Genomic DNA, 21426 nt, shown 5'->3' on the forward strand with positions numbered 1-21426 from the left:
AGTGAATAATTTATCCATTGTCTTAACGTTAACCTTTAAAGTAACTAATGAAAGCTGTTGTATTAACCTGCGACAAGTATATGCCATTTGCCGATCATACCATCCAAACTTATGAGAAGCTCTGGAGAAATAACTATTTCACATATCGGGTTCCTTACAGTGATAACTATCCCCAATCGATCAAGAAAAAATACGGAGATAAAATAGAATTCATTAAAACAGAATCTCCCATTAAAGCAACTGTCTTAACTTTGCTTCAAGACTTAGATGATAATGAATGGATATACTGGTGCATGGACGATCGCTATCTTGCCAGAATTAGAGATAGAGAGGCACAAGAAATATACAACCTGGTTAAGACAATTGAAGATCCTCAGATTTGCTCATTTTTAGTCATTGCAACCAAACCCTATTTTCATACTGATAAATTTCTTAAAAAAGATAGTAAGCTTTTGACAAACAGTGGTTTGGTATTATACGAAACTGTTTTTTCAAATGGTAGGGTGATGAAGTCTGCTTGGAGACCTCAATTTGTTAGGGTTAAAGTTATCAGAAGAATGTTTGAATCTTTTCCAGATTATAATTTTAAGGCAGCAGAAATGAATGATTTCCCAAAAGAAAAACTAGAAGGAGAAAAATTTTATGTCCCTGAAAAAAATTTAGTTATAGTTGGAGAAAGCACTCATCGAGGAGAGTTAACAGAAAATTGTGCTTCTAGCTTTAAAAAAATGGGTTTAGAAATTCCGGCTAACTTTACAGTTACTAAAAAGTATATGTTGCAAGGAGAGTTACCCTACAAAGTTGCTGGATTAGAATTTACTCTTCCGGTGAAAATGCAAAAGTTTATTACCAGTGTAAACCGTTGGTACTGGCGACAAAAATAAATCAAATCAGGAGCATAATTATTATGAAAAAAAAAGTCCTGTTTATTTTAGGAACAGCTTATTGTGGTTCTACTCTACTGTCATTAATTTTAGATAGCCATCCTCAGTGTTTTACAGTGGGAGAATTAAGTAATTTGCCAGACTTCAATAAGAAAGGTAAACTTGATGATTTTTGGAGTCATCAGTTTAGTGAAAAAGAATTACACAATCTTTCTCTAGGGTTATCAAATGCCAGAATATCTCCTGCTATTCCTTTAAAAGTAGAGAAATTTTTCAGGGAAATTGTTAATGATCATATATTTCGTCCTTACTCAATTATTGCTTCTAAAACCCCTGCTGATATTATTGTAGATTCTACTAAGACAATATACTGGATTTCAAGTATGTTGCGGCTAAAAGAGTTAAAGAAAGAATTTGATATTTATTTATTACATTTAGTCCGTGATGGTAGAGCAGTGCTAAATTCTTATCTCAAAAAAAGACGTAATATGACTGTTAAAGAAATTAGTTACCTTTGGCTAGAAAGAGTTACTAATAATGAAGTTTTTTTTGACAACTTTTATAAAAACAAAATCTTAGTTAGGTATGAGATGTTAGTAACTCAACTTCCAGCAACTGTTCAACAAGTTTGCGATTTTTTAGGTATAGAATTTAGGCCAGAAATGCTTGACTATTGGAAATATGAACACAATATAATTTCAGGAAATACAGGAACTCGTACCTCAATGAATAAGTATAAAAATTCTCTAGAAGAAAAACAAAACTCAACCAATTCATTGATTAAATTAGATACTAGCTGGCTAACAGAAATGACAGAAGATACTATCAGAGAATTTTATGCCATTGTTGGTAATAAAAACTCACCTTATGAGTGGGATTATGAATAATACAGTTCAGTTAAGGATTTTTTGCAGAAAGTAGAAGGAAGAAAGTAGATGAGTCTATAGATCGATACAGTCCCGTTAAAGATTTTTTTTAGCAGTTCTGTAATCCCAATATAGTATCCGCCCATTAGTTTTGACAATTTTTTTTATAATAGTTAATCTGAGCTGAAAACATGAGCAAATTATGACTCCTGGTTCCTGAGTCCTGAATACTAATCGCCACCAAAATATTACAACTTGAATAAGATTGCTATATAGCAATCCTTGCATAGGTTGTAACAATTCAAAAACTAGAAATAAACTCCGAAACTCTTGCCTATTGCCCATTGCCTATTCCCAATTCCCGAAAAGCAGTAAGATTTTTATACACAAATAAAATAGGATTGCTATAGCTACTAATCATGGTTTCATACCTTATCACTTTTAGTCTTATCTAAACCCTATTGGATTATGAATAATTATCTAGAATTATTATTCTAGAAAAATTATAGATAAATCATACAAATAAACATATTATTAAAGGTGGAGAAAAATTTTGAATAACCAACCCAAGATAAATTCATTGTTTAGCAAAATTAGTAAGGGGAAGCAAAAAATTATTCAAAAAATTCAACATTCTATTAATCATAATAAGATTCTGAGTCATCGACTAATTTTCTGTATTAATTCAGGGCGTTCTGGTTCTAATTATTTATCAGAACTTTTAGGAACTGCGGAGGAAGTTATTAGTTATCATGAACCTAGTCCGAGTATGACTGGTGATTACTTAACGATGGTTAATAAATCTGAGTACGCAACATCTTTTTCCAAAAGAAGGTTTAAAAGCTCTGCTATTAAAGACATACTTTTAAAAATTCCTGATGACAAGATATACTGTGAAACAAACCATATGTTTATTAAAACTTTTTTTGATGTTGTTGCTCAGGATTTTCCCAAAATAGAGGTGATTATTTTACGTCGCTACTTACCAAAAGTTTTAAAAAGTTTTATTGAATTAGGGTATTTTTCTGATAAAAATCAGGCTTGGAAGTTTTGGATGTCTAGTCCTAATGCTGTTACTGCTGCTATTCCCTGTATTGACGTGGATGTAAACTTAGACCAGTGGGATTTATCTATAGCTTATTTAATTGATATAGAAGCTAGGGCGAAGAGATTTCAGCAAGAATATCCAGGGATAAATACTTATGAAGTCTGCTTAGAAGAGTTAAATAATTTTGCTAAGGTTGAATCACTGTTTGAGCAACTAAAAATTAGTCTAACTGATTCCACTAAGAAAATGTATACTCAAAAAATTAATCAGAGAAAAGAGACTAAGAAAAAATATAGTGGCAAACAAGATATTAGTTTATCACATTGTCAAGAACGAATTGAGGAGTATATTCAAAGAGCCAATGATTTGAATATTTCTATACCTACTACTTTAGCATTAGAGAGTTATTAGTATAATTTTGAATATATTTAGTTAGTTAAATATTTAGTATTCAGTAAAAAAAACAAAACATAAAAATGATTTCTGTTGAAAAAAACTTTCTCTTTGTTCATGTTCCCAAAACTGGCGGAAATAGCATTCAAACTATTTTGAAAAATTATTCTGAAGATATAATTATTAATCTTGCCAAACACCATGATGGAGTAGAGAGATTTGAAGTTAGGAACAACAAATATAATATTAAAAAGCATTCTACTCTCAATGAGTATAAATCAGTTTTGTCTCCAAAGCAACTTAAAAAAATGTTTAAGTTTGCTACAACTAGAAATCCATGGGATAGGTGTATTTCTTTTTATTTTTCACCTAGTAGGGGAGTTAAGGAATGGAATAGGAATGATTTTATATTATTTGTTAACAAGGTAAAGCCGTTGCACCACTATATAAAAGTTGAACCCTTCATAAATAAAGTGGCTAGGAAACTAAAAATGCCAATTAATATAAATACAGGTAGGCTGGATCGAGATATTGATTTTTTGATCCGTTTTGAGAACTTAGAGGAAGATTTTCAGAGAGTTTGTAAGAATATAGATATACCTCATATAACTCTTCCCAAATATAATAAATCAGAACGTAAACATTATTCAAAATACTACGATCAAGAGTTGAAGGAGATTGTTGGAAAAAAGTTTAAAGAGGAAATTGAGCTAGTTGGCTATGAATTTGAATCTATATCAGTATTATTATAAACTAGCCTACTATTCTGCTAGTCTTTTATGACCTAGTTTTACCTTTATTTGGGATAAGATAATTAACTTCATAACTTTATTTTAAATAGTTTTAGGGTTTTTCTTCCTCTTCCTCATTCGTATACCCGTGTTTAAAATTATTATTGAACCTTTCTTCTTCAACTTTTTTTGATTTGCCTAGCTATATTTTTAACTTTATCAATAAATTTTCGCCCTAGACTTTTTTCTGTTTTTTGAGGATAGTGGGTTGGTTTAGATTCCCCCAAATGAGGTAGTCGGGTTGTATTAGCAGAAATTATTAATATAAATTATCTGAGCTTTGACTCCAGTGAGTTAAGTCACGTTCCAGTAAAATACTCAATTTTTCTATTTCTGGAGCGAACTTTTTTTGGAGACTTCGCCTGTACTCTGGATCTAATGGAGGACGCTTAACTTTTTGAGTGTTAAAACTCTTCAGACTACTCTTTACCCTTTCTAATATACTTTGTCTCATTGAACGGGGAAGAGGCAATAAGAACTTGCCAAATTCTAGTATTTTAGCTGGAGGATATTTCAGAAGTTGTTGTAAGGCAACATTCCGGACTTTTTTATTAGAATTGATACGATTAAACTCAGTCTGAAATGTGGAATCAACTTCAAGAAATTTCAGAGTTTTTTCGTAAACTTTAGGTAAATCAGCTATAAAATCATCATATATAATTATATGAACCCTTTCCCTACCAAATTTGTCAAAATATCTTTGAATATTTTCTGTAAACTTGACTACATCAGTATAAAAAAGTTGGTTGGCAGATTTACACTTTTTAGGTATTCTTTTTCCTAACCTACGCTCTGGCTCAGCTTCTAAAGCTTCTCTGAAATCTTGAATATCTTCACTAGAACCATTAAATAATTTTTGACTATGATAAGAATATAATAAAGAAACTGGTTCCCTTAACATGATAATAATTTTAGCATCTGGGTTGAAATTATAAATTTCTGTTGCTGCTTGCTTTGAATAAAAATAACTAGGACTTCCTTCTCCACAAATTTTTCCCAACCCATCATCAAAGAAAGCTAGATATTCTTCCAAATTTTTTGCCTTAATTTTCCATTTGAAGTCAGTGTCAAAATACTTAATTTCCTTAATGGGAGGAATATATATCTCTGGATGTCTATTAAGATATTTGCACATTGCTGTGGTTCCACATTTAGGAGCACCTACAATAAAAAAACTAGGTTTAGGCATTTTCAATACTCCACATAATATTACTAATTAATTAATTAATTGATTTTTTTTCCGTATACTTTGATTCAACTAATTTAAGCATATAGTTTTGTTCCTCAAAAAAAAAGTTTCTTTTTGAGGAAAATATAAATTTTAAGCGAAATTACAATCATAGAAAAAATTTATTCAATGCTGAGGACAATTATAATTATATTCAAACCAAAGTGAACTTAATAATTAACAATTCTCCTAATGCTTGGCTTAAACTATATATAGGATTTTCCAATTAGTAAACTTTCTGTACCAGGAATATAACCAAATATCTTCTCTGAATAGTCTATTAATTCTTGATTGTTCAACAAACTGCAATATAATGGGTCGTTAACAAATTTGCCACCTCCCTAAAACATTCATTTCAGAACCTTTACCTTGAAAACTAAGCTTATCAAAAGATCTTCCACCACCATACCCTTTTACTTCATTAATACCTGCATCAGAAAACTCGAAATTCAACTGTGAAGATAGTTGCTGACGATAATTTACATCTGCAAACCACTTATTGTAATCAATTACAACTTTATTGTTCTTCAAATACTGTGTTTCACCCAAGTATTCTTGAGCATAAGAAATCCATAAATCAACAACAGTTTTATTTTTATTCCTGACTGTCATATAGTCTTTCTTGAGCCTACTTGCAATCAAATTATAAGGCTCTCTGAGGATTAATACATGATACCTGACTGCACTTTTTCCTAGATAAATATTATGTTTATTCTCAAAAATTTGAGAAGCTATTTGTTCAAGTTCAAAATCCTCGTAACTATAAATCAAACAATCTTTTTTAAGAAAATCACCATTAGCTTCTCTTCTGAATTTTTCCTGAGGATAATGTTGGTATAAAAAACGGTAAGGGTTTATTTTAACCGGAACTTTATTAAGATCCTATACTTCTTCATGATGCTGTTTTCTGATCCAATTAATAATAGCATGATTACCTGTACGTCTCAAGCCAACAACTCTAATCTAATTTCTTTGTGATTAACTATCTCATTGTTTTGCCAGAATATCGTTCTAAATATGTCATCAATACTATAAACCTAACTGTCCCTTCCACACTGGTAATTTGTTAAGTACATCTGTATTTTTTTTGACTAAAATTTTTCATAATTCAATCCTACCATTTCGCACAACCACCATATAATACAATACGGTTCAGTTAAGGATTTTTTTGACAGTTTTGTCGTCTGAAAAGCCTATATAATGGTTCCATATCATAGAATTTTTCGTCTTAACTGAACCGTATTGCCATATAATAACTATTCAATGATTTGATATTATCCTCGATCTCTATAGCAACCCAATTTTATACTGATTATCGATAATAAAATTCAAAATCTCTTAAAGCCATTATCCTAGTTTTATTTAAACGATAATGATAACCCACTCTCTTCTGTAAATTATCCCAATAAGTTGCTTTTGGTCTACTATGAGAAGCATCCCAGTGCTGAGTCACTTTACTAATTTTTAGCCACGCTTCACTATTAATAACCCACCCCACTTTTGCTGCTGCTAACCCCATTAAATTACCTACCCCAGCGTACATTCCTCTTAATTCTGCATACTTAGAAATCTTTTCCCAAGCTTCCAAAAATTCTATTTCTTTACCATTATCTCTAACTATCATAAATAAAGATTCCCCTATCCAACTAGAATTATTAAATGAATCATCAGAAATATTTAGCTTATCTGCCAACTTTTTCAATATTGGTAAACTAAAAGGACGATATTTTGAAACGTGTTCTACTAAATTTTCATGCCGTCCAGTAATTCCTGGTTTCAATTCAATATCTTCTGGTAGTGATTCTAAAATCTTAGTATCGGCATCTATGAATATAGCTGCAGGGAATAATGATATTGCTTTCTGAAAAACAAAAATTTTATCATTATAACAATGTAGAATACCTTGTTGATGATGTTCAAAAGCCATAACATTTTTATAGCTACTAAAATCATCAGGTTTCTCTGTATAAATTACCAGAGAAATTCCTGGAGCATTTGTTTCTAAATCTTTAACTAACTCCTTTGTTATATCGCGGTACCTTTGTCCTAGTGCTAAAGTACAAAAACAAAATTTTTTTGGTTCCTGAGTCATATTTTTACCTAGAAATTTTCAAATAAGATTAGGGAGTAGGGAGTAGGGCAGTAGAAAAGAAGAAAAAAAACTGTACTGTAGTAACTTGAGATGAGAAAGGTTATATATACCAATTATGATCAGAAGTAAGGTACAAAATTATAGTAGTCGCCACCACTTATGCAGACATTTTCGCTCTTCTCAAATTATAGTCACAGCAAAAATTTAACTCCTGTACGGTGGAATGGCCATTCGCCCCTACGACTCCTGACTCCTGAATTAATAACTTTAACTTTTCTTGATTTGCCGAGCTATATTTTTAACTTTATCAATAAATCTTTGCCCTAAACTTTTTTTAGTCTCAATTTTCTGAGGATAGTAAGTAGGTTTAGCTTCCCCCAAATATCGATAATGCTCCCAAATATCCCAATAAGGGCATCCTGGTTCAATCCGAAAACCTGCCCAATGTAAATATTGTACAGGTTTACCTACTTTAGGGTCAATCAAGCGATCGCCTTCTCGTTGAAAATGGGGACTACCTGCCCAACTTCCTGGACCTTTGCCTTCGGGTCGGCGGACTAGATTTAATCGCCGAGAAATATGTTTTAATACTATATAGTTAAAAATAGGCTGGTCTGTGGTTTTTTCAGAAAAGTCAAAATATTCGGTATGGGCAGCACATTCGGCAAAGGTTTCATATAATTCATTTTCTGTAAACAGGTTTTTCTTTGATGCCCACCACCCACTATTAAACACATTTTTAAGTTGTTCTTCAGTAAAGATTTTTTTTTCTATAACTTTGGATGTGAAGACGTTTTTTATTCCACTTAAATATTGATAGTCGCAACACAAAAAGTCATAATCTTCTAAATATTTGAGATTATCGGCTATTTTTTCAAATACAACAATATCAACATCAATATAGAGAAATTCATCGAATGGTCCAAACCAACAAGCTTGTTTTTTTTGTTTGTTAGGAGTATTAAAAAAGCCTTGACCAAAAATGTTATACAAATTGTTGCAAAGATTATTTACAAATTCTAAATCTGGATAAATTTCTACTCCATATTTACTTGTGACTATTTCTGCTACCTGCTGATAATTTTCATCAAAAGGAATCATCATAATTGGAGTATCATAATCATATAATCTGATACTTTTCAGCAGAGCAATTGTGTTATCAAGTACCTTATCATTAGCAACAATATAAATTCCTTTCATTGTAATTTATCCTCAACTTGATAATCCTATTTTCTTGAATATTTTATCGATTAAACTTGGTGGAGGATTATAAGGTTTTGGTTTCCCTATAAACTTAGGTTTTTTCTCCGGTTCATGTAGATAGCGATAGTGTAAAAATATCTCTCTATAGGGAAAATCTAAATTTTCTCCTTCACAAACTCTAGTAAATGCTTTAGATGAAACTCCAATGTAGTGAAGATATGTTAACCGCTTACCACGATCGTAAACAATATGGTCTTGCTCTTCAAAATGTTTCGAGGTAACACTGTTACCTGTTTTTTCATTAGGAGACAGACTAATAGCCAAATTATCTACTTTCAAATTTAACCGCATTACCATGTAGTTGAGGATTGGTTGATCTGCTGCCCATATATAAAGTATTTCTGATTCTCCTTCTCGTAACTTCCCCAAAAACCAATCTATATTTTCCTGCTTAAATATACCTTTTTTAGAAGCATAGAAACCAGAACAAAAAATCCTAGACTTGAGATATTCTTGAGGAAACAATTCTTCTAACCTAGGAGATGAAATATCATATACATGACCAGGGTCTTTATACTGAAAATCATACACTACCCAGTCACTTTGATTAAGTCGATCAAAAACCCCATCTACAGGTCCCATGAGTAAAGCATCTGCATCTATATATAGAAAGCGATCAAAAGGACCATCAAAAGCACAGAACGGACGATGATGCCCAAATCTATAGTAGGGAGTAAATCCCTTCTCTAACCTCCGTTGGTGAGCGTTGGGGTGAGCATCCCAGACATCACGAAAAAATTTATCCCACTTCTCTATTGATTGCAAATCGTTGTAGATTTGGACGTTAGGTCGTGTAGAAATCTCAGCAGTAATTCTTTCTATGTTGTTGTTATAAGGATAAATACAAACTGGTATTTCATTGCTGTGATTAACTTCTATACTATTTAGTAGAGCTACAAGTTGATCAAAGACATTATCATTGGCAAGGGTGCATATTCCATCCATAAATAAATCTTAAATTTCTAGTTAGGAAAATTTCGTGACAAATTTCAGATAACCAATTGAGTAGATTAAGTTTGCAAAGGTCAAAGATATATCTAGTCCCAGAAATTGCATTTTTAGCCTCATGCCAACCATCAGGAGTAGAAGTAACTTTTATGTATGACATTCCTTTTTCATCCATAGTTGGTAGGCTCAAAAAACTAGCAGGGGGCAATATTATCTGTTGCTGGACTATCATAATAAATTGGCAAATACTAACATAGTAGAGTATCCTATAATTTATTACTGATATGCAGATTATTATCACCATAACTTTCTATTGAAAGGTTGTAATAATAAGGTCTTATATGCGTCACTTATTTTGAACTTATCATAAAGTTTTATGCCGAGTTAGTAAGTTACGGTGATACAAATCAAACTCAAACCCACTTTCCTGCACAGATTTCAGAAACAGCTATAAGTTGATAATATTTAATAGTTTAACATAACTTCTGCAAGAAGCAACAATACATTATGATGATTAGAAATGTCAAAAAGTGGCTCAAATCTAAAATCCCCTTCACCAAGGATTTAACTAAAAAACTAACTGCTAAAAAATGGCCAAAAAAGTCAATTGTATATTATCTAGAAAAGCGTTTTTTGGTACTAGAATCAGATATTAAAACTAAGGGTGCTAGTGGTTCAGATAGTGCAGTATTCTTTTTGACTAGAGAATGGGTAAAGCAAGGCTATGATGTTACTGTTTTCACTAATTGTGGAGGTCAAGAGGGTGTTTATGGAGGAGTTAAGTATGTTAACCATGAAAAAATTAACTGGTACGATACTTTTGATACTTTCATTATGTGGCGACATCCTAAAATGTTACCTTCCTATGTTAAAGCCAAAAGAATCTGGTTTGATTGGCACGATGTAATTACATTTGATCTTGTATATTTAGCTCCGTATAATAAAATTTTTGTCAAAAGTTATTATCAGCGTAACCTATTACCAGAACTACCCGATAATAAGTTTGCAATAATTAATAACGGTGCAGATTCTGCTGTTTTAGAGCTTACTAAGAACCAAAAACAACCCTATAAATTAGTATACGCTTCCAGGTACTATCGAGGTTTAGAATTTATGCTGACCTGGGGGTGGCATATTATTAAAAGAGAAATTCCAGAGGCGGAACTTAATATTTACTATGGATGGACTAAGCGTGATAATAGTGAAAAATTAATTCCTTGGAAGCAGAAAATGACGGAATTAATGCAACAGCAAGGAGTAATAGAACATGGCAGTATCGGACACAACCAATTAATGTATGAAAAGTCTACTTCAGTGATTCATTATTATGGGTGTTCCTATGGAGAAATAGATTGTATTTCATTGCGAGAGTCAGCAATGGTAGGGTGCGTTCCTGTGACTACTAATTATGCCGCGATTAAGGAAAAAGATTATTGTATAAAAGTAGATGGTGATCCCGAGACAAAAGAAACTCAAGAGGCTTTAGCTTATAGAATTGTAGAGCTTTTAAACAATCCTCAAGAGTTAGAAACTATCAGGGAAGAAATTCAAGAAAAAGTCAAAAATGAAACTTGGGAACAGGTAGCACCATTATGGTTAAAAAACATTGATTCAGTATGATTAGATATCTCCATAAATTATATAATGCTTTTGTCTAACCATTCTGTGAAACCTTATATGCAATATGCTGGGATTAGCTATGGTTATTAAAGTAACTATGACAATATTTTTAATCCTAAATCTGTTGAAAATCTCTTCTTTTTTGCCTCTTGTCTTTTGCCTGGTTCTGTAATAAATTTTATCCTTTTTCGGAGATATTTATTGAAATAAAATCAGATTATATAATGAAATGAAATGTGAGATAATTATTCTGTCTGGCAGTTTTAATAAGGAGGTATAATTAATGTTATCTAACACCTGTTCACTCTCAATTCTAGTAGCAAGAACAGACATACCTTTTATGATGCATACGATTCCTCATCTAGTTAGAATGAGTAATTTTAATTTTATTCAAAAAGTGTTGTGTATGGATACAGCACCTCTATCTGGAGATAAAGTTATGCGTCCTGGTGTTGGTACTCTAAGTGAACTCAGAGATTGCTGTAACAAACTGATAAGTGAAGGTATTGTAGATAAAGTTGTGGATATTAACTATGACAAAACTTATCAACAACAAATGTACCAAAAACATTTTGGTAGTCCGATTAAACCCACCCATAACTATAGAGGTTATCCGATCTTAGGGTCAATTTTTCACATAGAATCTGTACCAGGAGATTATATGTTGCATTATGACAGTGATATGCTTCTACATCAAGAACCAGATTATAGTTGGATAGATGAAGGTATCAAGTTAATGGAGCAACATCCGGAGATAATGGCAATTAGACCATTGACAGGGCCACCAACTGAGGATGGTATTATGTACCAAAAAAATCAGTCCCTAAAACCAGAAGCAGGGGGGTTCTATAAATTTCAATTTTTCAGCAGTAGGGTATATCTGATTAACCATAAACGCTTTGACAAGTTACTGCCATTGCCCATTTTGTGGCGTTCTTACAAAAACAAGTTTCTTAATCAAATGCCACTAAGTCTAAAAACCCTCTTAAACTACTATACTGGCAAAGGCAAGCTGGATTCTTGGGAGGTTATGGTATCTATGCAGTTAGAGAAAACTGACTATGTACGAGCAACTATGAGTTCCCCCAAGGCGTGGACAATTCATCCTAAAGATCGAAGTCCAGAATTTATCGGAGCTTTGCCAAATATTATCGAAAAAATAGAGCAAGGATGGTATCCACCTGAGCAAGCTGGACACTATGATTTTATTTCAAAATATTGGCTTTGAGCGAACAAAGTTAACGGAAAAATTGAGTTTTTGTCCTATCTTTCTCAGGGAGCTTTATGTTATGTAACTTAAACCATCATAGAAATTTAGCTCCCCTTCAAACTCTATAGTCAAAAATTTGCTATTTTAAAGATATTTTGGCAAAACTTCATAATAATTAGTTGAGTTGGTAATCAATTTGGGGTAAAACAAATATTAAATGTTGGAGCAACCATGAAATTGATAATTCCTATCGAGTTTTATCGTAAAGGTGGAGTTGAAAGAGTAATTTGTGGAACCATTGAAGAGCTAATTGAACAAGTAGAAGAAATAATATTAATTTTGCCAAAAAAGGAGATTGCTTATTTTCAAGAAAAGTTACCGAAGTCTCCAATAATCAAATATGAATCATTTACATTACCTCCTAAATCTTTACAGTCTCGAATACTTTCTGTAATTAATAAGTTTTCGTCTTTATCAGGTAATGTTAAAGCAAAAAAAATCCAAAGATTTTTTAAGAGTATCCGCCGTAAATATAAGAAGAAGTTGAGTATTAGATATTTAGCTAATCGTTATCAAGCTACTCATTGTTTGTACTTTTTAACTAATCAATTAACTCCACCCGGTCTTGATATTCCTTTAGCAATGGTAAGCCATGATGTATTCTGGAGATTTGCACCTCTAAGTTATCCAGAATCTTATGTTAGAAAATACGATTTAAGTTTATTGGAATGGCTGAGGAAGGTTGATATTGTTTTTACTGTTTCTGAAAAAACTCGCAAAGATATTATCTCGGTTTTTCCGGAGTTTACTAGCAAGATTACACCTATACCTAACTCTGGTTTTCCTACTAAGTCAAATACTTCACAGAAGTTGTTGACCATAGCAGAAAATTCCCATGAATCTAATGAAGGATTACCAATATTTTATTTGCCTTCTTCTTTTGGTATTTACAAAGACCACTTAACTCTGTTAAAAGCAGGTATTAAGCTTGCTCAAAAAAATCTGAAGTTTAAAATAGTTTTGATTGGTAAAGAAACTGATAACTTGATTTCTGGAAATATTAGTTTATCTCAGCAAGCTAATAGTCAAGAGTATATTGATTATTTGAATCAATGTCAGGAAATATCTCTGAATAATCAGAATATAATGCAGGAATATTTTGAGGGGTTAGGATATTGTTCCGATGAAGAGGTAGAAAAATGGTATCGGAAATCTTCCTGTGTAGTTTTTCCTTCTAAATATGAAGGTTTTGGTTTGGCTTTATCTGAGGCAGTTGTTCGAGGTTTGCCTGCTATTGTGTCAGATTTAGAAGTTTTTCAGGAGCAAGTAGAACTTTATAAATGTGAGGATATGGTAGATTTTTTCTCTGTGGGTGATGTGGATGCTTTAGCAGATTGTATGGAGAAATTTATTCTACATCCTAAGAGTAAGTTGTCTGCTGAAGAAGTAGATAAACGTTTTTCTCATTGGACTTGGAGAGAGACTGCTAAAGAGTATGTTCGTCTATTAGAAAATTTGTGAAAAGTTGGCAGTAAGTTGAATTTTAAACAGCAACAAGGTTGAGTGATGAATCTCAACTATAAATTTCAGTGGTATTTGACCACCTGAGTCAGAAGTTCTAGTCAAAATTTAACTCAGACGTTTGGGTTCAACCTATCCCACTAATAAGATTTTTGCTAAAAACCCTAAATGTTTTGAGAGTTAAAAACCAAAAATTCAGTTTTTTAAACACATTTTACTTAAAGAAATAAGTTTGTTAAAAATAGTGGGATAGGTTCTTTGGGTTGAAGCAATAGTCTGCTCAGGAGGCGATCGCTCAGAGTTTTATCTAAAATCTGATAACTAAGACGTTATAGTTAAGTCTAAATATATAGTCTGCTCAGGAGGCGATCGCTCAGAGTTTTATCTAAAATCTGATAACTAAGACGTTGCAGTTAAGTCAAAGTAAATCATCAGTCAAAGGATGTTCTATCCAGACCTGTATCTAAAATCTGATAACTAAGACGTTGCAGTTAAGTCAAAGTAAATCATCAGTCAAAGGATGTTCTATCCAGACCTGTATCTAAAATCTCATAACTAAGACGTTATAGTTAAGTCCAAATATATAGTTAGTGATAGAGGCCTACGCTCAGAGTTTTATCTAAAATCTGATAACTAAGACGTTGCAGTTAAGTCAAAGTAAATCATCAGTCAAAGGAAGTTCTATCCAGACCTATATCTAAAATCTCATAACTAAGACGTTGCAGTTAAGTCAAAGTAAATCATTAGTCAAAGGAAGTTCTATCCAGACCTATATCTAAAATCTCATAACTAAGACGTTATAGTTAAGTCCAAATATATAGTTAGTGATAGAGGCCTACGCTCAGAGTTTTATCTAAAATCTCATAACTAAGACGTTGGAGTTAAATCAAAATATATATTCAATAACTGAGACGTTTGAGTTGAATGAATAGTCAATTTAGGAGGCAATACCTAAAGCTCGATCTAAAATCTGATAACTCAATCGTGAAAACTATTTTCAGGTTTGCTTCTCTACCAGAATACACAGGATAAGCTAAAAGGCATTTAATTTTTATGTTCCCTATTATCTTTTTTCTGTCAGCTTTCCCAGAATTAGGGGTAAATCGTTTCAATGGGAAATAGTTTAACCACTACTTAAATCAATTCCTGTGATTAATTTTCTTAAAGTTCAGCCAATGCCTCATCTACCTTTTCCATCTTCCTTGTTACTTATTTCTGAGTTCAACAAATATCTGATACATCTGTTTTGCCAATTTTTTAGGATTCCACAAAGGCGCTAAATTATCTGGATTTTTTGACCTCTGCAAATGCTCCCGCACTGAATTTCTTAAACCTAAATCTTTACCTAATTTAATTCCCCATTCTGTATATTCTTCCCAACTGCAAGCTACTCCTATATCCAAATTTACATTTTGCAAAAATGAGTAACCCATTCTAGACAAATATTGTTCTCCAGCTCTAGTTATTATTGGTAAATTTGCCCATAAAGCTTCCAAATTATGAGTACCTCCATTGTAGGGATAAGAATCTAATAAAACATCTGCTATCTGATAAATTGCTCGATGTTCTTCTTCTGTTTGAGTTTGACCTAAAAAGATAATTCGATTAAAGTCTACCCCTAAATTTTCAGATTCTTGAAGATAGGTTTGATAAATTACATCTACATCTCCTTGACCTTTACGAATTAATATACTTTCTGGTGTATGTTGCAAAATTTTTAATTGAGCGCGTACCATTTCTGGATTAGTTTTTCGCCCCGGAGCTATACACAAATAAACCATTTTATCTGAATCAATTCCGAGAGTATTTCTAGTCGCATTTCTATCAACCGAACGACTATCAAACCCATCCACAGCTACAGATGTTTCTGGCAATCTAACTAATTTTTCTAGATAATGTTTTTCTCTTCCTTGAGGATGGGTATACCAGTCACATAAAAAGTAATTACTTTCAGAAATATAGGGCGCATCAAAACCTAACCAGGAAACACAAACTTGTGCTGGTTGTTCATGAATAATATGTACATTTACTGGCAATGTCATTGAATCTAAATCTACTATTACATCTAACTTGTCTTCTAATGTTTGTTCGACAATTTCTTCATAGGATGGGAACCCATTAGGATACTTTTTCGGCCAATAGGTTTTGACAGACATTTGTTCAAATTTTTGAGTAATATCATCTCGCTTCAACGAACCTGTAATATATAGATGAACGTGAGGTGTAATTTGAGATAGTTCTCGAATTAAGGCTTCGCTACACCAACCTACAGAATGACGACGAAAATGTTTGGAAAGGAATCCTATTTTCAGGGGTTGGGAATTAGAAATATGAGTTTTTGGAGTTGGATAGTTTTTGATTATATTTTGATAATATTGTTTGGCTATTAATTTGTAAAATTTAGCGTTTCCTTCTAAGTTATCCCGGAGGTGAGGTACGGCAAATAAGAAAATTTCATAGAGTAGTTTTATTTCTACTTCGCTGAAGGTTTCACAGTTTTGATAAGAAAATTTTTCTACTTGTGAAAGTTTGGAGTTTGCCATGTCACTTACTCCAGATTGAAAATAGGCGAATAAAAAGGCAGTACCTGAAAGAATAGGAGCTATTTCTCCACAAGAATTACAAAAATTATCGGCTGCTTTTCTAGCTTGGGCAAGTTTAGTTGTATGGCTGAGTAAATCGCATAATTGTTGATGTGCTTCAACAAATTGTGGTTTAAGTTCGATAGCTTTTTCAAACAAAGCGATCGCTTCTTCCATTTTTTCTTGTTTAATAATATGTCCGATGCGAGAATATACTTCTGCCCAGTTTGGTTTAAGTTCTAATGCTTGATGATATTTTTCTAGTGCTGATTTTAATAATCCTTTATTGGAAAGTGCTGTTCCTAAGTTGGCATAAGCATCATAGGAATTAGGATTATATTTAATGGCTATTTGATAATGATAAATTGCCCGATCGTAGTCTCCTTTTAACAAGAAATTATTAGCTAGTTTTTCATGTAAGTGTTTGAGTTCTGGATTAATATTTAATGCTTTCTGATAATATTTTGCTGCTGCTTCTCTATCTCCTTGTTTACCTAAAATATTAGCTAGATTACTATAAGCTTCGGTATAATCTGGTTTGAGATTAATAGCTCTTTGATAACTTCTAACTGCGTCGTTAATTCTACTCAGTTTAACTAGGGTATTGCCTAATTTAAAGTGAAAATCTGCCTCTACTATATCTGGTTGAATTTCTAATGCTTTTTCCCAAGATTCCAGAGCTTCATCAACTTTTCCTAAATATTGAAATAGTTTACCAATATTCCAATAAATACCAGGCAAATCTGGTTTTAAATAAACAGCCTTTTGATAATAAAACAGTGCTTGTTTATGTTGACCTAACTGCAAATAGACACTACCCAAATTTCCATAAACTTCTGCAACTTCCGGTTCAATTTCTAATGCCAGATTATAAGCAGACAAAGCTGCTGCTAAATTATTTTGTCTGTAAAAAGCATTTCCTAAAGTTACATAACATGGAGCATAATCTGGTTGAATTTTTAAAGCTTCTTTACAGTGAGCGATTGCTACTGTTAAATCTCCTTGTCCGAGAGCAATATCGGCTTGATTTCTATAAGTTTCTGCTGCGGGATATTTTAAGAGTTTTTTGACAAATTCTGTTTCTGATTCTTGGTCTTTAAAGGTTTGACTTTGACTGAGTTTTTCCTGATTTTTTTTGACTTGGTTTAAACCGGGCAAATTATCGTTATTATTCTCAAAAGCTTCAAATTTTTGCTCTGGAATTAGATTTAAAGTAGTAGCTTGAATTTCATGGTCTTCATCAGATTCAATAATTTCTCGATTTGGATATACTGTGAATTTTTCCTGTTCTAGATATTGACTTGATTGATGCTGAATTACTGAATCAAGATATTTTTCTGTTTCTAATTCTTGGTGTTTAAAGGTTTTACCTTGAATGAATTTATCCTGATTTTTCTTGACTTGGTTTAAACCGGGGAAATTATCGGTATTATTCTCAAAAGCTTCAAATTTTTGCTCTATTGATTTATCTTTTTCTTTTGGGTTTAATACCCCACCGTCTACAGGGTATTTACAATTGGTTGAGGTTTGAGTCCCCATCCACTTTTTCCTTCTTCCTTTTTCCTTCTTCCTCTCTTGGTGCCCATTCCCTCCCTTGGTCAGCATTCCCTTACGACTGTTGTCGTCGCCGGATATGACCCCTTGCATCTGTCGCCGATGCGGGGTCGCACCGCTTCTTCCTTCTTCAACCTCAATTACTGAATCAATATATCTCTCTATATTATGATTATTTGCCAATGCAAAATCTTGCCATTCTGTGAATAAAATACCCAATTCTTGCTCAGTAATCTCAGGCTTTAGCAATCTATATAATTCAGCAAAAGCCTCTTGATAATTTGGTTTAATAGATAAAGATTTTTGATAATAATCAAGAGCAGCTTCAAAATCATTCTGGAGAGTAAAAACACCACCCAATTTAAAATAAACTTGAGGGTTTTCCGGTTCTAGTTGCTGAAAAATTTGATAACAAAAAATCGCCCGCTCAAATTCCCTTCTTTCAATAAATATATTTCCCAATATCAATCGAACAGATGGAATATTTGGATTAATCTCCAGCGCCCTTTCATAATTAAAAATTGCTAAATCCAACTGTCCCCGTCGATTATAAATACTGCCAAGATAAACATAAACTTCTGCCAAATTAGGTTGTAACTTTAACGCCTGAAAATAAGCATTAATTGCCTGTTCAAATTGATTTTTCTCTTGAAAAATATTTCCCAAAATTAAATACACAGAAGTCAACTGAGGTTGAACTTTAAGTACTTCTTTGCAACAAGCGATCGCTGCATCAAAATTACCTTGTAGCAAATATACCTCAGCTAACTTCTTGTAAGCTTCAACATAGTCTGGTTTAATAGTTAAAACTTTTTGATAAGCAACCATTGCTGTATAAAGTTGTCCAGAATCTTTAAGTTTATTGGCTGTCTTGAAATAATTTTCAGGTAACATTTTCATGGTAAACCCTTACAGGGGTAATACTTGAGACTGCACTTAATTTTTTGTTAATTCTTGGCAATAACTAGAATAAGTTCATCTAGTGCAGGATGGCGGAAATAACTGACCAGTTACAAAATCCTAAAACAATACAAATCAAAAATGATTGACTGTCAGATGTGCGTCTTAAATTCTTGAGGCGATGTGTGCGGAACCATTTCCGCACTTTAAAAGCGCCATAGGAAACCTCGCCAATTAGCACTCGCTTTCAAATGCATGACTTTTAACCTCCCCATAGCGACACTAGGCATTCCCTACTGTAATTAGTGCTTTTTTAGGATGTTTTTGCCTAAGTTTTGTAATTCTACAAATATTAAAACTCTACACTGAAAACGAATGTGGGCCTTGTGGGTAAGTTGCGTCAACTTCATATTCTCTACAGTCTAACAAGGAGTAATTCTCCATCCCAAGTCCTTCCCTAAACTTAGATTCAGTTTCCTCTAATAAAACTTGTGAAATAGACTTCCATTGCTCTCGACTCTCCCAGTAAACTACGATAATAACTTCATTTCCTCTGTAGCTATCAAGCCAGACTTCTTTTTTTAAAAAACCCATTTGTAAAGCTAGGAAAGATGTCCAAATTTCTCGATCCTTTTGGAGAAATTCTTCTTTTAAACTATCTTCGATCTTGAATTGTAGCCATTCAATTATCATGGTATTTATAGCAATAGAGAAAAAAGCATACTTGACTTTAACCTGCCAATTAGTTTAGGTAAGTTAGACAGTGCTGATAATTTGATCTGGAGTATTAAGGTATGATAACAGAACAAGACCCCACAAAATTAATGAAACAGCAAGTCGGTAAAGCTGCTGCTGACCGCATTAAATCTGGAATGATAGTGGGGTTAGGCACAGGATCGACCGCTGCCTATATGATCCAGTTTTTGGGGGAACGCCTACAAAGTGGCCAACTAAAGGATATTAAAGGTATCCCTACCTCCTTTCAGTCAAATGTATTGGCTAAAAAGTATGGTGTACCATTAACCACCCTTGATGAAGTTGACCACATGGATATTGCAATTGATGGTGCTGATGAAGTTGACCCACAGAAAAATCTCATCAAGGGTGGTGGAGCAGCTCATACCCGTGAAAAAATTGTGGACTGTCTGGCAGAACAGTTTATTGTAGTGGTAGATAGTTCTAAATTAGTAGATAGGTTGGGTTCTACTTTTTTGCTCCCGGTAGAAGTTATACCGATGGCAATGACTCCTGTAATTCGGGGGATTGAAAAACTTGGTGGTCAACCAGAAGTTCGGATGGGTGTTAAGAAAGCTGGACCTGTAGTTACGGATGAGGGTAATCTGGTTATTGATGTTAAGTTTAATTCTATTGATAACCCTGCTGAATTAGAAAAGAGTTTAAATAATATTCCTGGTGTTTTGGAAAATGGTTTATTTGTAGGGGTTGCTGATGTAATTTTAGTAGGAGAAATTCAGAATGGGCAACCAATAGTTCGAGAAATTTCTTGAAGAAGATCGCCAATGAAATATACTTACCAATATCTTATATATCCAGCAAACGTGCCAGAAGTTAATACTAAACAACTGGCTCAGGATTTGTCTATATTGGTACAACAGAATCCTAGGAGAAGGCTTTGAATGATCGGAGCAAAACAGATGTCCAGTCAATGTCTGCCCTCTAATTTGTAATTTACTAAAGTTAAAAGATCAACCAAATTACTACAACCAGAAGAAGCAATTACCAAAGTTGAATATCTTGATTTTTCCCAAATTTATTCAACAGTTTTGCCATAGATCTGTCAAAGAGTAGAAACAACATTTTCTAGATTTTTAGCAGGAGGTGATAGTAATAGGAAACGAAGGGGTAAGCCTAGGTTGAAAAGTCAATCTAGACCTCGTTAATTGAACTTTCCTCATGGTAATGATTCTTGGTTAAAGTTTTGATAAATTAATGGTAAATGGTGATATATTTTAATTCCTAAAATAGGTTTAATTAAGGCTATAACCCTTAGAACAATACCTGCTCGAACTCAAATCAAACAAGTTTCACTAACAAAAAAACTGATAGTTGGTGGATAAATTTAAGTTGAGAATATCAGTCAATCTTGGGAAAAACCCATAGATTGAGATGCTTTTCTAGACAAAAATAGTTATTGAGCCAGATCACCAGGAAATAAATTATCTTCTTTGAAACCGTTAAGAAAAAATCAAGATCAACTGACCAAAGTATCCCAAGGTAATAACATAACAAAGGTAAACATGGCAGTAAAGCCAGAGGAAAGCTAGCAAAACGCGAAAGTAAAATGATCAAAAAATAGCTAGAAGTCGTAAATATTTTCAGTATAAAACAGCTGACAAATTAAGTCGGACAGGTAAAAAAGTATTTTTTGATGAATTGTGAAATTTAGCAGGATTAACTTGCACAAATCAAGGCAAACAAAATGAAGATGGAAAGTATTTACCTAATGGTCAATCCTCAAAGTCTGGGTTAAATAAGTCTTGGCGCTGATGCTGCATTTAATCAAAT

Annotated in this window: 16 protein-coding genes; 8 read left to right on the forward strand and 8 right to left on the reverse strand. The window is 32.9% G+C overall.

Features of this window, described 5'->3' with window-relative positions:
* Positions 1-47 precede the first annotated feature (47 nt).
* The 4 genes from F6K06_RS12520 (at position 48) to F6K06_RS12535 (ending at position 3943) form a co-directional block, all read left to right on the forward strand.
* Entirely contained in the window at positions 48-884 is an 837-nt protein-coding gene (locus tag F6K06_RS12520; protein WP_287243700.1) for a hypothetical protein, read from the forward strand.
* A gap of 23 nt (positions 885-907) precedes the next feature.
* The gene (locus tag F6K06_RS12525; protein WP_287243702.1) at positions 908-1771 is read left to right on the forward strand and encodes a sulfotransferase; all 864 of its coding nucleotides are present in this window, start codon (positions 908-910) and stop codon (positions 1769-1771) included.
* 532 nt (positions 1772-2303) lie between these two features.
* A complete protein-coding gene (locus tag F6K06_RS12530) occupies positions 2304-3209 on the forward strand; it encodes a hypothetical protein (RefSeq protein ID WP_287243704.1) in 906 nt (301 codons plus the stop codon).
* Between the two features lie 65 nt (positions 3210-3274).
* A complete protein-coding gene (locus F6K06_RS12535) occupies positions 3275-3943 on the forward strand; it encodes a sulfotransferase family 2 domain-containing protein (protein ID WP_287243706.1) in 669 nt (222 codons plus the stop codon).
* Between the two features lie 298 nt (positions 3944-4241).
* On the opposite strand, the gene F6K06_RS12540 is transcribed toward F6K06_RS12535, so the two are convergent.
* The 6 genes from F6K06_RS12540 to F6K06_RS12565 form a co-directional block, all read right to left on the reverse strand.
* Entirely contained in the window at positions 4242-5171 is a 930-nt protein-coding gene (locus F6K06_RS12540; protein ID WP_287243709.1) for a sulfotransferase, read from the reverse strand.
* Positions 5172-5531: 360 nt separating this feature from the next.
* Positions 5532-5981: a hypothetical protein gene (locus tag F6K06_RS12545; RefSeq protein ID WP_287243711.1), complete on the reverse strand. Its 450-nt coding sequence runs from the start codon at positions 5979-5981 to the stop codon at positions 5532-5534.
* A gap of 541 nt (positions 5982-6522) precedes the next feature.
* On the reverse strand, positions 6523-7302 hold the full coding sequence (locus F6K06_RS12550) for a hypothetical protein (protein ID WP_287243712.1): 780 nt from the start codon (positions 7300-7302) through the stop codon (positions 6523-6525).
* A 267-nt stretch (positions 7303-7569) separates the two neighbouring features.
* On the reverse strand, positions 7570-8502 hold the full coding sequence (locus F6K06_RS12555) for an Npun_R2821/Npun_R2822 family protein (protein WP_287243714.1): 933 nt from the start codon (positions 8500-8502) through the stop codon (positions 7570-7572).
* Between the two features lie 12 nt (positions 8503-8514).
* A complete protein-coding gene (locus F6K06_RS12560; protein WP_124144474.1) occupies positions 8515-9510 on the reverse strand; it encodes an Npun_R2821/Npun_R2822 family protein in 996 nt (331 codons plus the stop codon).
* Complete coding sequence (locus F6K06_RS12565) at positions 9482-9745, reverse strand: hypothetical protein (protein ID WP_124144475.1); 264 nt, start codon at positions 9743-9745, stop codon at positions 9482-9484. Before F6K06_RS12565 ends, F6K06_RS12560 begins: the two co-directional genes overlap by 29 nt.
* A gap of 275 nt (positions 9746-10020) precedes the next feature.
* Between F6K06_RS12565 and F6K06_RS12570 the strand changes: the two genes are divergently transcribed.
* The 3 genes from F6K06_RS12570 (at position 10021) to F6K06_RS12580 (ending at position 13864) form a co-directional block, all read left to right on the forward strand.
* Positions 10021-11133 (forward strand): glycosyltransferase family 1 protein, encoded by a 1113-nt coding sequence (locus tag F6K06_RS12570; RefSeq protein WP_205127332.1) that lies wholly within the window; start codon positions 10021-10023, stop codon positions 11131-11133.
* 283 nt (positions 11134-11416) lie between these two features.
* The gene (locus F6K06_RS12575) at positions 11417-12361 is read left to right on the forward strand and encodes a hypothetical protein (RefSeq protein ID WP_124144476.1); all 945 of its coding nucleotides are present in this window, start codon (positions 11417-11419) and stop codon (positions 12359-12361) included.
* Between the two features lie 213 nt (positions 12362-12574).
* Positions 12575-13864 (forward strand): glycosyltransferase, encoded by a 1290-nt coding sequence (locus F6K06_RS12580; protein WP_124144477.1) that lies wholly within the window; start codon positions 12575-12577, stop codon positions 13862-13864.
* 1205 nt (positions 13865-15069) lie between these two features.
* On the opposite strand, the gene F6K06_RS12585 is transcribed toward F6K06_RS12580, so the two are convergent.
* Both F6K06_RS12585 and F6K06_RS12590 read right to left on the reverse strand, forming a co-directional pair.
* Positions 15070-18900 carry a tetratricopeptide repeat protein gene (locus F6K06_RS12585; RefSeq protein ID WP_287241671.1) on the reverse strand — a complete coding sequence of 1277 codons (3831 nt, stop codon included), beginning with the start codon at positions 18898-18900 and terminating at the stop codon, positions 15070-15072.
* A gap of 360 nt (positions 18901-19260) precedes the next feature.
* Positions 19261-19593 carry a TIGR03792 family protein gene (locus F6K06_RS12590; protein ID WP_124144478.1) on the reverse strand — a complete coding sequence of 111 codons (333 nt, stop codon included), beginning with the start codon at positions 19591-19593 and terminating at the stop codon, positions 19261-19263.
* A gap of 101 nt (positions 19594-19694) precedes the next feature.
* Here F6K06_RS12590 and rpiA point away from each other — a divergent pair, with 101 nt between their 5' ends.
* Positions 19695-20408, forward strand: coding sequence for a ribose-5-phosphate isomerase RpiA (gene rpiA, locus F6K06_RS12595; RefSeq protein ID WP_124144479.1), 714 nt, complete (start codon positions 19695-19697; stop codon positions 20406-20408).
* The last annotated feature ends 1018 nt before the right edge of the window (positions 20409-21426 follow it).

It is taken from the genome of Okeania sp. SIO1H4, assembly GCF_010672695.1.
Lineage (GTDB): Bacteria > Cyanobacteriota > Cyanobacteriia > Cyanobacteriales > Microcoleaceae > Okeania > Okeania hirsuta.

Bases quoted from the DNA above. Each gene is read 5' to 3' on its own strand.
- F6K06_RS12520 (WP_287243700.1), top strand. From the start codon at position 48: ATGAAAGCTGTTGTATTAACCTGCGACAAGTATATGCCATTTGCCGAT.
- F6K06_RS12525 (WP_287243702.1), top strand. From the start codon at position 908: ATGAAAAAAAAAGTCCTGTTTATTTTAGGAACAGCTTATTGTGGTTCT.
- F6K06_RS12535 (WP_287243706.1), top strand. From the start codon at position 3,275: ATGATTTCTGTTGAAAAAAACTTTCTCTTTGTTCATGTTCCCAAAACT.
- F6K06_RS12540 (WP_287243709.1), bottom strand. From the start codon at position 5,171: ATGCCTAAACCTAGTTTTTTTATTGTAGGTGCTCCTAAATGTGGAACC.
- F6K06_RS12550 (WP_287243712.1), bottom strand. From the start codon at position 7,302: ATGACTCAGGAACCAAAAAAATTTTGTTTTTGTACTTTAGCACTAGGA.
- F6K06_RS12555 (WP_287243714.1), bottom strand. From the start codon at position 8,502: ATGAAAGGAATTTATATTGTTGCTAATGATAAGGTACTTGATAACACA.
- F6K06_RS12560 (WP_124144474.1), bottom strand. From the start codon at position 9,510: ATGGATGGAATATGCACCCTTGCCAATGATAATGTCTTTGATCAACTT.
- F6K06_RS12565 (WP_124144475.1), bottom strand. From the start codon at position 9,745: ATGATAGTCCAGCAACAGATAATATTGCCCCCTGCTAGTTTTTTGAGC.
- F6K06_RS12570 (WP_205127332.1), top strand. From the start codon at position 10,021: ATGATGATTAGAAATGTCAAAAAGTGGCTCAAATCTAAAATCCCCTTC.
- F6K06_RS12575 (WP_124144476.1), top strand. From the start codon at position 11,417: ATGTTATCTAACACCTGTTCACTCTCAATTCTAGTAGCAAGAACAGAC.
- F6K06_RS12580 (WP_124144477.1), top strand. From the start codon at position 12,575: ATGAAATTGATAATTCCTATCGAGTTTTATCGTAAAGGTGGAGTTGAA.
- F6K06_RS12585 (WP_287241671.1), bottom strand. From the start codon at position 18,900: ATGAAAATGTTACCTGAAAATTATTTCAAGACAGCCAATAAACTTAAA.
- F6K06_RS12590 (WP_124144478.1), bottom strand. From the start codon at position 19,593: ATGATAATTGAATGGCTACAATTCAAGATCGAAGATAGTTTAAAAGAA.
- rpiA (WP_124144479.1), top strand. From the start codon at position 19,695: ATGATAACAGAACAAGACCCCACAAAATTAATGAAACAGCAAGTCGGT.